The organism is Mucilaginibacter sp. OK098 (assembly GCF_900142915.1).
GTDB lineage: Bacteria > Bacteroidota > Bacteroidia > Sphingobacteriales > Sphingobacteriaceae > Mucilaginibacter.
Genome location: NZ_FRCM01000011.1, coordinates 74,201 through 89,060 on the forward strand (window position 1 = coordinate 74,201; position 14,860 = coordinate 89,060).

General features: G+C 42.9%; 14 protein-coding genes. 11 read left to right on the forward strand and 3 right to left on the reverse strand.

Going from position 1 to position 14,860, the window contains the following annotated elements:
- Positions 1-213 precede the first annotated feature (213 nt).
- The 10 genes from BUE31_RS28450 (at position 214) to BUE31_RS28495 (ending at position 10,353) form a co-directional block, all read left to right on the forward strand.
- Complete coding sequence (locus BUE31_RS28450; RefSeq protein WP_073407269.1) at positions 214-1,230, forward strand: LLM class flavin-dependent oxidoreductase; 1,017 nt, start codon at positions 214-216, stop codon at positions 1,228-1,230.
- 146 nt (positions 1,231-1,376) lie between these two features.
- Positions 1,377-2,252 (forward strand): YicC/YloC family endoribonuclease, encoded by an 876-nt coding sequence (locus BUE31_RS28455; RefSeq protein WP_234997928.1) that lies wholly within the window; start codon positions 1,377-1,379, stop codon positions 2,250-2,252.
- Between the two features lie 84 nt (positions 2,253-2,336).
- Positions 2,337-2,909: a guanylate kinase gene (gene gmk / locus BUE31_RS28460; protein ID WP_073407271.1), complete on the forward strand. Its 573-nt coding sequence runs from the start codon at positions 2,337-2,339 to the stop codon at positions 2,907-2,909.
- Between the two features lie 61 nt (positions 2,910-2,970).
- Positions 2,971-3,546, forward strand: coding sequence for a nicotinate (nicotinamide) nucleotide adenylyltransferase (gene nadD, locus BUE31_RS28465; RefSeq protein WP_073407272.1), 576 nt, complete (start codon positions 2,971-2,973; stop codon positions 3,544-3,546).
- Positions 3,547-3,700: 154 nt separating this feature from the next.
- Positions 3,701-4,300, forward strand: a complete 600-nt coding sequence (locus BUE31_RS28470; protein WP_200802000.1) for a MiaE family protein — start codon at positions 3,701-3,703, stop codon at positions 4,298-4,300.
- A 665-nt stretch (positions 4,301-4,965) separates the two neighbouring features.
- A complete protein-coding gene (locus BUE31_RS28475; protein ID WP_073407273.1) occupies positions 4,966-6,153 on the forward strand; it encodes a sensor histidine kinase in 1,188 nt (395 codons plus the stop codon).
- Complete coding sequence (locus tag BUE31_RS28480) at positions 6,153-6,857, forward strand: LytR/AlgR family response regulator transcription factor (protein WP_073407274.1); 705 nt, start codon at positions 6,153-6,155, stop codon at positions 6,855-6,857. Before BUE31_RS28475 ends, BUE31_RS28480 begins: the two co-directional genes overlap by 1 nt.
- Positions 6,858-6,975: 118 nt before the next feature.
- Positions 6,976-7,725 carry a dioxygenase family protein gene (locus BUE31_RS28485; RefSeq protein WP_073407275.1) on the forward strand — a complete coding sequence of 250 codons (750 nt, stop codon included), beginning with the start codon at positions 6,976-6,978 and terminating at the stop codon, positions 7,723-7,725.
- Between the two features lie 79 nt (positions 7,726-7,804).
- Positions 7,805-8,344, forward strand: coding sequence for a hypothetical protein (locus BUE31_RS28490; RefSeq protein ID WP_073407276.1), 540 nt, complete (start codon positions 7,805-7,807; stop codon positions 8,342-8,344).
- Positions 8,345-8,436: 92 nt separating this feature from the next.
- Complete coding sequence (locus tag BUE31_RS28495; RefSeq protein ID WP_073407277.1) at positions 8,437-10,353, forward strand: T9SS type B sorting domain-containing protein; 1,917 nt, start codon at positions 8,437-8,439, stop codon at positions 10,351-10,353.
- A 67-nt stretch (positions 10,354-10,420) separates the two neighbouring features.
- On the opposite strand, the gene BUE31_RS28500 is transcribed toward BUE31_RS28495, so the two are convergent.
- Positions 10,421-12,025 carry an FAD-dependent monooxygenase gene (locus BUE31_RS28500; protein ID WP_083620473.1) on the reverse strand — a complete coding sequence of 535 codons (1,605 nt, stop codon included), beginning with the start codon at positions 12,023-12,025 and terminating at the stop codon, positions 10,421-10,423.
- On the reverse strand, positions 12,026-12,739 hold the full coding sequence (locus tag BUE31_RS28505) for an SAM-dependent methyltransferase (protein ID WP_073407278.1): 714 nt from the start codon (positions 12,737-12,739) through the stop codon (positions 12,026-12,028).
- Positions 12,740-12,942: 203 nt separating this feature from the next.
- On the opposite strand from BUE31_RS28505, the gene BUE31_RS28510 reads away from it, so the two are divergent.
- Positions 12,943-13,659: a hypothetical protein gene (locus BUE31_RS28510; RefSeq protein ID WP_073407279.1), complete on the forward strand. Its 717-nt coding sequence runs from the start codon at positions 12,943-12,945 to the stop codon at positions 13,657-13,659.
- A gap of 141 nt (positions 13,660-13,800) precedes the next feature.
- Here BUE31_RS28510 and BUE31_RS28515 read toward each other — a convergent pair whose 3' ends face one another.
- Positions 13,801-14,853 carry a cobalamin-independent methionine synthase II family protein gene (locus BUE31_RS28515; RefSeq protein ID WP_073407280.1) on the reverse strand — a complete coding sequence of 351 codons (1,053 nt, stop codon included), beginning with the start codon at positions 14,851-14,853 and terminating at the stop codon, positions 13,801-13,803.
- Positions 14,854-14,860: the final 7 nt, after the last annotated feature.

Genomic DNA, 14,860 nt, shown 5'->3' on the forward strand with positions numbered 1-14,860 from the left:
TTTAGTTTTTCATTATTTTCTATGCATCTGTTCTGGTTACAACGCAACAGGACATTAGGAAAAGGATGAAATAAAAGCCCCGGAAAATAAGAAAAGCATCTTTTTGAGATGCTTTTCTTATTTAATAACCACTTCTGAGCTTCTGACAATAGCCTATGCGTCTATTTACAATCACCTTACAATCCCTTCCGTACTTTTGTGTTTTATAACACTATGAACATAAACAAAATCCGCTTAAGCGTATTGGATCAATCGCCGGTACGCAAGGGCGTTACTGCCGAGCAAGCCGTTCAGGAAACTATTGAGCTCGCAAAATATACCGATCAGTTGGGATATACCCGTTTTTGGGTATCGGAACATCATAATACCGGCAGCCTGGCTGGTTCAACACCCGAGGTATTGCTGGCCTACCTGGCATCGCAAACAAAAGAGATCCGCATTGGATCAGGCGGGGTAATGATGCCGAATCACAGTGCTTTAAAGGTTGCGGAAAATTTCAGAATGCTGGAAGCTTTAGCCCCCGGTCGTATTGATTTGGGGATGGGCCGTGCGCCGGGGACTGACAGGATCACTGCCTCTATGCTAAATCCATCAAACCAGTTTCGCGAGCAGGATTTTATTGAACAGCTTTATGAGCTCAATAATTATTTTCATGACCGGGGCGAACCCGGTACTCCGCAGTTAAAGATTCGCGCAATTCCGCAGGTACAAACTACCCCTGATATGTGGTTGCTAAGTTCAAGCGGACAAAGCGGTTTATTTGCAGCTCATTTTGGAATGGGTTTATCTTTCGCTCATTTTATAAACCCTTTTGGCGGCCCCGAAGCCGTTGCCCTATACAGGCAGAAATTTCAGCCATCTGAAGATATGGCGGAAGAACATGCAAACGTTGCCATATTTGTTTTTTGCTCGGAAGATGAAGAAAAGATCCGCCAGCACCAGGCATTAATGGATTACCGTTTTAACCAGTTTGAAAAAGGCGGAGGTCTTAGTCCGGTTGGTTACGAGGATATAAAGGACGTTGAATATTCACCGGGAGAGCTGGACCGGATCAAGTACAACCGCGCAAGGGTAATAACCGGCACGCCTTCTCAAATAAAGCTAAAGCTTACCTGGCTGGCCGAAGATTATAAGGTTGATGAAATAATTGCCGTTACCATTACTGAAAGCTTTGAGGACAGGCTGACATCGTATAGGCTGCTTGCGGAGCAATTTGGGTTGAGAGATTAGTGGTTAGAGACCAGAGATTAGTTAAGAAACGTTTAATTACTTCAACACATTTTAACTAATCTCTAGTCTCCAGTCTCTAATCAACTGCCTTAAAAAAACCTAACCTCTAACCTCTGATCTCTAATCTCTAATTCCTATCTTTGCGCATGATAAAATCCATGACAGGCTATGGAATTGCCAGTGTCGACTCCGATGGAACAAAATATACGGTTGAAATAAAATCACTCAACAGTAAATTCCTTGAGCTGTCACTTCGCCTGCCCAAAACTTTTGCCGAGAAAGAATTTCAGCTGCGTAATGATTGCAGCAAGCAAATTGAACGCGGTAAAGTAAACCTTTCTATAAACGTTGAAAAGGCAAGTACCAAAGTAAATGCTGCCGGTATTGATAAGGAACTGCTTAAGCATTATTTTGAGCAGTTAAAAGCCGTTAGCGTTGATTTGAATGAGCCCACCAGCAATTTATTACAGCTTGCATTGGGCCTGCCCGAAGTTGTAAAATACGAAGAGGAAACGGCATCAGAAGAAGAGTGGAAGATGGCCGAAAAGGCTTACCAACAGGCACTAGCTGCATTTCAGCAATTCAGGAGTGATGAAGGTAACGTGCTGGAGCAGGATGTAAAATACAGGATCGGCATTATCCTTAAAAACCTGGAACTGGTTGAAATTGAAGAACCAAAACGTGTTCCCCTGATAAGGGAGCGGCTTAACCAGTTTTTAAGCGAAGCTGTCGGCAAAGAAAATATAGACCAAAACCGGTTTGAACAGGAGTTGATCTATTTTATCGACAAGCTGGATATTACGGAAGAAAAGATCCGCCTGAGAACACATTGCGACTATTTCATCGAAACATTGAAAAACGCTGATGCCAACGGTAAAAAGCTAAGCTTTATATCACAGGAGATCGGTCGCGAGGTAAATACACTCGGCTCGAAAGCAAATGATGCCAACATGCAAAAACTTGTGGTAGGCATGAAAGAAGAGCTTGAAAAAATAAAAGAACAGTTATTAAATGTTTTATAGCCATTAGTCATTATGTCATTAGTCATTGGTTTTAGTGGCTGTGAAATAATGCACAAATGACAAATGACAAATGACAAATGACAAATGACCAAAGAAGGAAAACTCATCATATTTTCGGCGCCATCGGGGGCAGGTAAAACCACCATAGTACATCACCTGCTTAAAAAAGTGCCTGACCTTGAGTTTTCCATTTCGGCAACTACACGCAAAGCACGCGGTGACGAACAGCACGAAAAAGATTACTACTTTATAAGCAAAGAAGAGTTTTTGCACCGGATTGCAAAAAAGCAGTTTGTTGAATTTGAAGAAGTATACAGCGGCACCTTTTATGGAACCCTGCGTACGGAGATCGAACGGATCTGGCAAAAGGGTAAAACCGTGATATTTGATATCGATGTGGAAGGTGGCTTACACCTTAAACGTAAGTATGAAGATAAGGCCCTTGCCATATTTGTACAACCACCCTCCCTTGAGGTTCTTAAAGAACGTTTAACCGGCCGCGGCACCGATAGCAAGGAAAAACTGGCCGAGCGCTTTATAAAAGCAGAAAAAGAATTGAATTACGCCCCACAATTTGATATTATCCTGAAAAATTACGATCTTGAGACTGCTTGTAAAGAAGCAGAGGATTTGGTTGTTAATTTTCTGAAAAACTGAAAAGTTTAGCGTTGTAACCGGTCGATTTTATTAGATAACAAAACCCAAACCATGAGCTAAAATGAAAATAGGCTTGCTATTCGGTTCATTTAATCCTGTACATGTTGGTCACCTTATAATCGCTAATTACATGGCGAATTATACTGTACTCGATAAAGTTTGGCTGGTGGTATCGCCCCAAAATCCTTTAAAAAAATACGGCGACCTGATCAATACTTACGATCGCCTGGAGATGTGCAAGCTGGCTACTGATAACTCAAAGAATATCCAGGTTAGCGATGTGGAGTTGAAGTTGCCGCAGCCATCATACACTATTGATACACTTGTTCATTTAAAGGAAAAATACCCGCAGCACGAATTTGCATTGATAATGGGATCTGATAACCTTGTATCTTTACCCAAATGGAAAAACTATAAGCTGATATTGCGCGATTACCAGATCTATGTTTATCCCCGCCCCGGCTATGAAAATAGCGATCTGGCAGCCCATCCGTCTGTAACCATTACTATGACCCCGTTGATGGAACTATCCGCAACATTTATCCGGCAGTCGCTCAAAGAAAAAAAGAATGTGCAGTACTTTGTGCCCGATGTTGTATTAGATTTTATTGAAAGCAAGAATCTTTATGGGAAGTAGATTATTACAAATAGTAAAGACTTACGAAGTTTTTAAAACTTCGTAAGTCTGAAATACACGTTTTCATTGCGGGATCTCTTGAAATTAAATTACAGGCACTATTAACTTAATCTACCTAATCCAACTCAATTAACAAATAACTAAATTTGCTCCCGTGAGCGAAAAAACCATACTTAAGCTGCAATTACCTACTGATCCCCTTTGGGTAAAAAATGTTGTTGAAAGCAATATCGAAGAGCTTTTAACCGACCATGCCTTTTGCGAGCAGAAGGCCGCCAGTAATGCCATCACGCTTATTGTCCAAAACCCCAACCTTTCAGACCTGGTGCAGGAAATGACCATGCTGGTGCAGGAAGAAATGGATCATTTTAAACGGGTACATGATATTATATTGGAACGCGGCTTTGTTTTAGGCCGGGAGCGGAAGGATAATTATGTAAATGAGTTGCGCAAGTTCATTATTATAGGCGGTGGTCGTGTAGTACAGCTGGTAGACCGTCTGCTTTTCTCAGCCATGATAGAGGCCCGCAGCTGCGAGCGGTTTAAGGTGCTGTCTGAAAATATAAATGATGAACGGTTGTCCGCATTTTATCATGAGCTGATGATCAGCGAAGCTACCCATTACGCCATGTTCATCCGCTTGGCCCGTAAATATGCAGGCGATATTGATGTTGAAAAACGCTGGACCGAGTTTTTAGCCTACGAAGCCAAAGTAGTGAAAAACTACGGCAAGGCAGAGACTATACACGGGTAGTTGATGTGCGGATTTCTGATGTGCGGATGTGCAGATGGGGAATCAGTAATGGTTTAAAGGTTAAAGAAACCCTCCTTATGTATACTGATAAATCAGGAGGACGATTTTTCCTGTTTCATCCCAGGGAAATCGCTTTTAGATGATAGATGTTGAATAATCATAGAATTTTAAATCTTTCTGCAGTGTAATTGCCTTTATAACGATGGGTTTTAAACTACGAGTATTCGAAAGATTGGTTGTCTCTTACAGTAAGAGCCCTCGGCTCGATACATTTTGTAACAGCGGGTTTCAACCCGTTGAAAACTAATACCACACTTACGGAGGGCCATCGGCACGATGCATATTGGTCTTAGGAAGTATTTACCATTTTGCATAGATTTATATGTGCCGAACCTATGGTTCTTTTTTATCTGCTTTTTATAGCCAACGGATTAAAATCCGTTGTTACAATATAGGTCGAGGCTACGCCTCTTGTAATTCTTTTTAGCTTTATAGCAATGAAAATAGAGAGGTATAAATCTTTTCGAATACTCGTAGTTTCAAACCTATCGCTATGGAAAAGCCCCGTTTGTTTTTTAAAAGCGATTCCTCTCATTTCATCCACACATACCACCCAATCACCGATACATTTTGTAAATTGTGATTTGTAATGCGTTGCTTTGTATATGTTGCGGGTTAAAACCTATTTAATAGTTGTACATATTGCCGGCTGGCTGTTGTTTATGGCTTTCCCTCTGTTGTTTTTAAACGGAGGGCAACAAGGCGGCAATGTATTTAAGCTGCTGCAATCTCCCTATTACTGGTTATTTTGCTTTACCTATATTTTCCTGTTTTATATTAACGGCTACTTTTTTATTCCAAAGCTGTTTTTAAAAAAGGGGTACCTTAAATATGCCCTGGTTACCATTATACTTTATACCGGGGTGTACTTTTTGCAGCCCTATGATAAGCTATTGAGGCATAATGAGCGGCGTGGCAATATCTACACACGCCAGCAGGGGCCATCGCCAATGCAAACGGACAATCCCGGCGAACATATGCCACCACCGCCTTATGACAGGATGTATGGCGAAGACCCGGGCCACAGGCCACCATTCGGTCATGGCGAAAAACCACCGCAATTTGGGCCTGGCCCTGGGAACGAACAATTTGCAAGGCATATGCCTTTTGATACCATTAGCCTGTTTATTTTTATTATGATAATGGCATTAAGCACCGCTATTAAAACCATACAGCAATGGCAGCTTACCGAGCAGCGTGCAACGCAGGCCGAGGCGGATAAGGCCAGCGCGGAACTCTCCTTTTTAAAAGCACAGATCAACCCGCACTTTTTGTTCAATACACTCAATAATATTTACACGCTGGCTGTAATAAAGGATGATAATGCGCCGGATAGCATCATGAAGCTATCAAACATTATGCGATATGTTACCGATGATGCCAACGAGGATTTTGTATCGTTACAAAGCGAAGTGGATTGTATTAATGACTATATTGAACTACAGCGTTTACGCGTGGGTGAAAAAACGGCCATAGATATTACCATATCAGGTAACATCGACCCTAAAAGAATTGCCCCGCTTATATTGATGACCTTTGTTGAAAACGTTTTTAAATACGGTGTTAGCAAGCACGAAACATCGGCCATCATAATAAGGGTATCGGCAACGGAAAAGGAGATAGCGTTTTTTTGTGAGAACAGGATCTTCCATGATGCGAATATGAACAACCGGACAGGCATCGGCCTGAAAAATACCCGTAAAAGGCTTGAACATTTATACGCGGGCAAGCACTTATTAGCTATAACCAACCAGGATAATTTATACACCGTTAACCTTACCCTGCAAACCTGATGAAAAGGCTAAGATGTATTGCCATTGATGACGAGCCGCTTGCATTGCGGCTGATAGCAAAGTATGTGCTGGAGTTCCCGGGGCTGCAAATGGTGCAAACCTTTGAGGACGCCATATCGGGTGCGGAATATCTTAAGCAAGGTACAACCGACCTGCTTTTTATCGACATCAACATGCCTGATATTACCGGGATTGATTTGGTTAGGGCGTTAGAAAAAAAGCCCATTTTAATATTCACCACCGCGTATAAAAACTTTGCTTTTGAAGGTTTTGAGCTGGAGGCTATAGATTATTTATTAAAGCCGATAGACATTAAACGCTTTGCCAAAGCTGTTGAAAAAGCCATTGATTATTATAAATATAAGAACAGTGCCATTGAGGAAAAACAGGATGAAAGCCTGTATGTATACTCGGAATACCGGATGGTAAAGATTGATCTTGCCGATATTGAATATATTGAAAGCATGGAGGATTATATCAAGATCCACATTAATAATGCTAAAACGGTGCTTACGCTGATGCCTTTAAAAAAAATGCTCGAAAAGCTGCCGGCCGGTAAATTTCAGCGTATTCATCGCAGCTATATTGTGCCGGTCGGCAAAATCAAGTCGATCCATAACCGCAAGGTACAGCTTACAGATGCCGAGCTGCCCATCAGCGACAGTTATATAGATTTTGCACGAAACTGGATGAAATTCAGATGAAAAAGACTGGTTTATCGGCACAAAAACACCATTCACCGACACCCGTTCGGCCTTCCTGCTGATCCGCGATAGTTTTACATCAGTTAATTGATTTATTGATCACCTTAATTTTTGTAAAATGGAGCGGAAAAACTTTTTAAGAACATTTGCATTGGTGGCAGCCACCGGGCCTATGATAATTGATGGCTGTAAAAAAGATTCTGCTACCAAAAGCACAACATCCACCACCGGGACAACCACGTCAACCACTACCTCAGCCAGTAGTGGTTGTGTAGTAACACCAACAGAAACAGAAGGCCCATACCCTTATGTTGGCGGGGAAGCAACAAACCCGCTTAACCGGGTTGATGTTACCGACGGCCAGACGGGGGTGCCACTTTCTATAACCTTTTTAGTAGTTAACACTAACGATAACTGCAACGTAGTTAGCGATGCAAGGGTTGACATATGGCACTGCAATAAGGATGGCTATTATTCCGGTTATGCTAACCAGCCTGGTTTATTGGGGAGTAAAAGCTATGTTGGGGAAACCTGGCTTCGCGGTTATGAGCTTAGCGACAGTAATGGTGCAGCCAAGTTTACCACAATTTATCCCGGATGGTACGGCGGCAGGGCTACACATATTCATATAGAAGTATATGTTAACAGCGTAATGAAGAAAACCAGCCAGGTAACCTTTTTAGAAACAATATCTGATGTTGTACATGTTTCAACACTATACGCTGCCCATGGTGTAAACCCTGTGCGCAATGCAAGCGATAGTGTTTTCGGCGATTCAGCAACTGACCTTGCTAATGAAATAATGACTTTAGTGGGCAGTGTTTCAGCCGGGTATGCAGGCACTTACACAATAGGGCTGGCATTATAAGGCTGCGATTGCAAATGTAGTAAGGCACATGCGTAAGGGCGTATTGCATACACCCCAATAACACGATAAATTTTAAATCATGTACAAGGCAAAAATAAAATTGGTTTACAAACAGGTAATTGATGCATCATCAGAAACCAGCTTTGAAAAGGCCATTATCCACGCATCTTACCAGGAGTTTCTGCTGAAATCGCAGGCTTACAACGCCGAAGGAAAGTTTAAAACCTTCAGCCGGATGAAGGCTAACGACGGCCGGGCAAATTCGCTGCATTATAAATTAAGCTTTTCGGTGCTGCATTTTATTGAGCAGCTTGACAATAAGATACCTGTTATAAAAGATAACCTTGGCAATAAGCTTTCGTTTGATACGGCCGCATTTGAACTGATAGAATCGCATATAGAAGATAGCTCTCTGCATAAAGTAGCCATCAATTACCAAACGGAAACTTTAACGTTGATTGATTTTATGGGCGATTACCTGCTGCTAACCTCAGCCGATGCCAAGAGTAATGAACCTTCGGAAACTTTTGTGGTGAAGATGCAACCTGGTCTTTCTATAATGAATTACCAGGAGATCAATCAGTTTGCAATAAACAACCTACAGTTGGAAACACCATAATAAATCTGCTAAATCAAATATATCAGCTAACATCAGTGATTAATAATACCCCTGTTTTCATAATAGATTGTTGTTTAGGCGTTTGCACAGAAATGTGCAGGCGCTTTTTTTATGTTATTGCTTTAAGTACATTAATTATTACCTGCAGCCCGCAAAGCGGAAATGCACAAAGCCTTGGCGACCCTGTAGTGCATATTACTTTTGGCGCAGGCACCTCAACACATGCAGGTGCATTACCTGCCGATTCAGGCAGCACCAGTTATACCTACACATCGGCTGATTTTCCAGGTGATGGCTCATATACTATTGAAAGTACAACCAATAGCCCCGGTATTTGGTGGACAACCACCGACCATACCGGCAACACCGGTGGTTACATGATGGTGGTAAATGCCAGCGTATCAAAAACAGATTATTTTTACAAGCGCGAGGTTGAAGGCCTTTGTAATGGCACAACTTACCAGTTTTCGGCATGGATAGGCAACCTGTTAAAAAGCAGGGATATAAGTCCGCCAAATATTACTTTTTCTATCGAAACTACTGGTGGTACAGTTATTCAGAGCTATAATACCGGTGATGTAGCCTTGCAGACCAGCGGTTTCAAATGGGTGCAATACGCTTTTAATTTTACCTTGCCGGCCGGTGTATCAAACGTTGTTATAAAAATGAGTAACAACAGCAACGGCGGCGCCCCGGCAAACGACCTTGCGCTCGACGATATTACCTTCAGCCCTTATGGCCCATCAATGGTTGCCAGCTTTAGCTCATCCTCAGCCACAACTTCTGTTACGGAGTGTGCCAGACAAACACAACCATACACATTAACAGCTCTGCCTGCCTCGGGTTATACTAGTCCGGCATATCAATGGCAAATAAATACCGGCGGGGTTTGGGTTGATATTACAGGCGCTACCACATTATCTTATACGGTTAATCCCACCACGGCGGGCACTTACCAATACCGCATAGCAAGCGCTGAAACGGCAAACATTGGTTCTGCAAGCTGCAGAGTGGTTTCTAATTTACTTACGCTGACCGTAAACACAGCAGGTACGGCTATTGCCGGTGCCAATACGCCTTTATGCAGCGGAAATACCTTAAACTTAACCGCATCAAGTGGAACAAGCTACAGCTGGACAGGCCCAAACGGTTTTACCTCAACCTTGCAAAATCCAACCATCCCTAATATTACTACAGCGGCAGCGGGCAACTATGCGGTAACTGTTACAAACGCAAGCTGCCCCGTAACCGCAACAGTTACCGTAAATGTGTATGCCCAGCCTGTTGCCAAAGCAGGCAATGATGTTAATATTTGCGAGGGAGATAACACCACACTTAACGCCAGTGGCGGTACAAGCTACAGTTGGTCACCAACAACAGGCCTATCCGATCCTAACATCGCTAACCCTCTGGCAAGCCCAACAGATACTACAGCATACGTTGTAACAGTTAGCAACAGCAATGCCTGCACATCAACAGATACGGTAATAGTAAACGTGCTTAAAAAGCCGGTTGCCAATGCCGGCGCTGATAAAGAGATTGCCCAGGGCCAAGGTGTCACGCTTAATGGTAGCGTAAAAGGCAGCAGCGTAACTTATTACTGGACACCTAACACTTATTTAAATAATAATACCATACTTAATCCGGTTGCCACTCCACCTGAAGATATAACCTACACCCTGCATGTGATCCCGACACTTGACTGCGGCACGGAGGCTACAGATGACGTTTTTGTACGGGTTTATAAATCAATAACCATCCCCAACACTTTTACACCAAATAACGACGGTACAAACGATACCTGGAACATAACGGCGCTTAACAGCTACCCCCAATCATTAACCCAGGTATTTGACCGTTACGGCGGCGTTGTATTTAAAAGTATAGGTTATTCTATTCCCTGGGATGGCATGTATAACAATAAGCAAGTACCAACAGGAACATACTATTACCTGATAGATTTAAAGAACGGCAAGAAGTTTTCGGGATGGGTATTGGTGGTGAGGTAGAGTTGGTTCATAGTTGGTGGTTCATAGTTCATAGCCGCTTCATTAGCTTCCGGCCATGAACCATGATCTATGAACCATGAACGCCGACTACATTCCTCAAATAATTATCCATCAAAACCATATCTATCTTATCATTAATAAAACCGATATACATATCCGGCCTTACAATAATGGATTTGCCCAGCTTTTCATTTACTTCAAAGGCATCAAATATGGGCTGATTTTTGGCTGATTTGGGCAGGTAGAAGAAATTTAAAATGCCCGGATACTTTTGGGTGATCCATTTGGCAATGGCGAACAGGTCAATCTCGGCTACTTTGCCTAGAACTATTAGTGTAAAGCCCGGCTTGCTGCACCATTCGTGCAGATCGGTTTCCTGTTGTTTCTTTTCGTCAAATACTTTCAGGTATGGCAGCCTGTCGCCGGCCTTTACCAGTGTTGATTGGCTGACATGCAGGTTAATGGCGCTGTCCCTGTAACTGATCCCGATTTGCGATACCTGCTTAAAAAATCCGGCCCTTATGGTTTTATTACCCCATGCCAGTTTTAATACTATTGGCATTACCCAACGTTTAAACAGCCCGGCAAACCAACTGTCAGACATTATCATTGTAAATAACTTGTCGGTTGTGCTTAGCAGCCTTCTGGCCACAGGCATTCGCTCTGTGGAATAGCTGTCTAAAATGCTTTCATTAAGCTGCCCATTTGCTACGCCTGCCAGTTTCCAGCCCAGGTTGTAGGCGTCCTGTAGGCCAGTGTTCATCCCCTGCCCGCCAACCGGCGAATGGATATGCGCGGCATCACCCACTAAAAAACAGCGCTGGACCCTAAAATTATCAGCCATGCGATGATGCAGGCGATAGGTAGTAAACCAATAAGTTTCTTTTATTTTTATAGAGAGTCCGCTTGTTTTATCAAGGCCGGGTAATATATCTTCAATCTTAAGGTCTTCTTTATGTTCCAGATCCTCAGGCAGGTTACCCAAGGCGCGGTAGCGGTTTGCCTCGGGCATCGGGAAAAACGCAGAGAATCCCTTTTTGCCAAGAAACAAGTGCACTTTACTGTCGTTCAGTTCGGCATTTCCCAGCTCAACATCTACCAAATAAAAATTATGGCTATAAGTTTCGCCATTAAAGGGAATTTTTGATTGCTTGCGTACCGCACTATGCGCGCCATCGGCCCCAACCACCCAATCGCAGGTAAGGGTGGTAAGCTGTTCACCGTTTTGCAGCTGAACAGTAACCTGTCCCGCGGTTTGTGTTATGGCTGTTAAAGTAGTTTCCCAGTAAACCGGGCAGCAGTTTACGGTTAAATAATCAAGCAGCAGGCGTTCGTTCTTACTTTGCTGGTATAAAAGGATGTAAGGGAAAGGCGTTTGCCCCTCGCCAACATTGTTCAATGCTAAACTGGCAACCTGCTTTCCATCTGCATTAAATATTACGCCGCCAGCTTGTTTGCCGTTCTCAATCACCCGGTCAATAACACCCAGTTGCCGGTAAATTTCAAGCGAACGCGCCTGTACCGCCAACGCTTTTGATTCGTCAGTTGGGCCTTGCTTAATATCAATAATTATGGGTTGAACCCCATTCCTAAGTAACTGGGCGGCCATCATCAGTCCGGACGGACCAGCGCCAACTATCAGTACTTTGGTATGAGGTTCGTTAATCGTCACTTACAATTTATGGAAAATTAAAAAAATTGTTGGGCGTTTATGAAGCTCCGGAACTTTCTTTTGCCATTCGGCGATGGTTTTTGTTTGGATAAATTCTGTTGATGCTGTTATATCACATGCTATACATAACCGCGTTTTTGGATTCGCAGTTTTCAGGATCTCTTCCAGCATGGGGTTATTGCGGAATGGCGTTTCAATAAAGATCTGCGTTTGATCATTCCGTTCCGACAGGCTTTCCAGCTCTTTGATCTTTTTGCTGCGTAATAATTTATCTATCGGCAGGTAGCCATAAAAGGTAAAGCTTTGTCCGCTAAAACCGGATGCCATCAGCGCCAGTAAAATAGAGCTTGGGCCAACCAGCGGCACCACTTTTATACCCATCCGGTGCGCTTTTTCTACTATCTCCGCTCCCGGATCGGCAATGCCGGGGCAACCGGCTTCGCTCATCAAACCAACATCGTTACCGGCTTGTAAGCCTTTAAAAAACTCGGCCGTACCATCGCTGCGGTTATGCTTGCCGTAATCATGGATCAGTAATTCGCTTTGCGGTGTTTTCAGTCCCGCCTCTTTTAAAAACCTGCGGGCGGTTTTCTCATTCTCCACAATATACTCCTTAATGCTGTTGATGGTATCAACCAGGTAAGGCGTGAATGACTTGGCCGCGGCTTCATCAGCAAGCGGTACGGGGATTAAATAAAGGGTTCCTAAAGGCATATTGCAAAATTGCTGTTTTTTGTTTAATTTAACGTGAGTTTGATTTTGGAATTATTCGCCTCGCCCTGCCCTCTCCAAAAGAGAGGGTTCTAAAGAAGCGCGAAGCTCAAGTCCTCTCCTTTGGAGAGGATTAGGTGAGGCAGGTAAAATGCATTTGGTGTGATTTTTACCCGGTTTATATTAATTGAAAGGAGCTTGAAATAATGAAGTCATTAGGCATTAACTGGTTTATTGAAGGATCGATAGATTTTGAGTATAAAAAATACATCCTGCTCGACTACCTGCAGGAGATAAACCGCCATTTCGATAAGAGTAAATTGTATCCCAACCTAACCGATCTGATCTTCCATTTCAACAACCTGCTGTATTTTAAAAAGAATAAAAGCATGCTGCAGCAGGCCTTTCCGCAGCGTTTAACCAAAGCCGACCTGGAAGCTGTAAAGCTTACCTACCAGAAAATTGTTGACGACGACAGCACCATGCAGCAAATTGAGCAGATAATAGCCTATGCGCTGCAAAAAATGGATCCGGCAATTCAAACCGGGAAAGAGATTTATGATTTTGTAGAAAGCCGGCTGAACATTGATCCTATTGGGATAGTGCCATTATTGCCTTATCATGGCTATTTCTCCCTTCGTAATGGGATGGAACGCACCAACTTTATCTATGAATACCAGATCACCATATTTGAAAACAAGGACGATAAATATAGGGGGATCAACATCAATTTTATTGATACCTGGGAGCAAAGCATCACCAATACCCCCGAAGCTGTAAAGCTAGATCTGATCCGCAGAAATAAATACCTGCCCAACCCGGCAGTTTACTATGTGCAAAGCGATATTACGTTCCCCCTTGAGCAAACCCTGCTGCCTGTAGCAAAAAGGAGTTTGGTGAAGTATATTTCAAGTGCAGCGTGATTTGATTTCGGAAGTCGGATGTTCAATTTCGGATTTGTTGGTGTAGTTTTAGTGAATGGAGTATATCATAACCAAGTATTAACTGCACACTGTCAACTCAAAACTGCCAACTTCCCTTTCGGCCCTCAACCATGAACTTCTTTACGCAAACAATTCCTTTTCCGCAAGCGCTGTACCTTCAATCCGGGCTTTAATTTTTGCAAAGGCTGTTTCACGGGTTGTGGATACATCATCACAAAATGGTGAAAACCCGCAGTCGTCAGTTGTACCGAGTTGGTTTAGCGGGATAAATTCTGCAGCCTCCAATACCCTGTCCTTTACATCTTGCTTACTTTCAATTATGGGGTTTAGCACATCAATTACACCTACAAATACGGTTTGGTTAGGTTTAAGATATTGTTTTATAGTTTTTAAAACCTTTGGTCTGTCCGGTTCACTTGCAAGTTGAAGGTAAAAACTGCCCACATTTAAATCAAAGAGCATCGGGATAAGATCAGCATAATCAATATCAGCACTGTGGGTAGAGTCGTGATCACCACCGGGGCAAACATGAACCCCTAATTTTTGCTGTTCATCTTTAGTAAAACGATCAAATACCTGGTTGTTAAGATCAATAAAGTGCTTTAAAACGCCACCGGAAGGATCAAGTTTAAGAGACAGGCGGCCTTCAGTAAAATCCATTTGAACCTTGTAAGCGCCTTGTTCCAAACAACCTCTTATGTCTTTTTCACATTCATTAAGCAAGTCAGCAATAAACGCCGCTTGTGAATAGCCTTCAATCCCGGCAGGAGGGTATATTAAACTTAATGCAGATGCAGATATAACTGCCTGTTTAACCGGAGTCTTGGTTAGTTTTTGAGCTGCCGAAAGATATTTAACTGCATAATTGCTATACCTGAACGGCCCACTAGTTAAAAGCGGGAGCTGTCGCGAATGGCCATCCTCAAAGTTTATCGTCATCCCTCCGGCTGCAAGATTGGTTAAACCCTCAAGCGGGTAAGTAACAAAGCTCGATTTGGTTTGCTCGCCATCTGTCATAACAGGCGAACCTGTTTTTTCCAATTCACTCAAAGTATCATGAATGGCATCATCATAAAGTTTTTGCAGATCGGCCGTATTTGACGGTGAAGTAATAGCGGCTATTAATTCCTGAGATCTGGGAATGCTTCCAATAGGTTCTGAAGGGATTTTCATAGAGGTT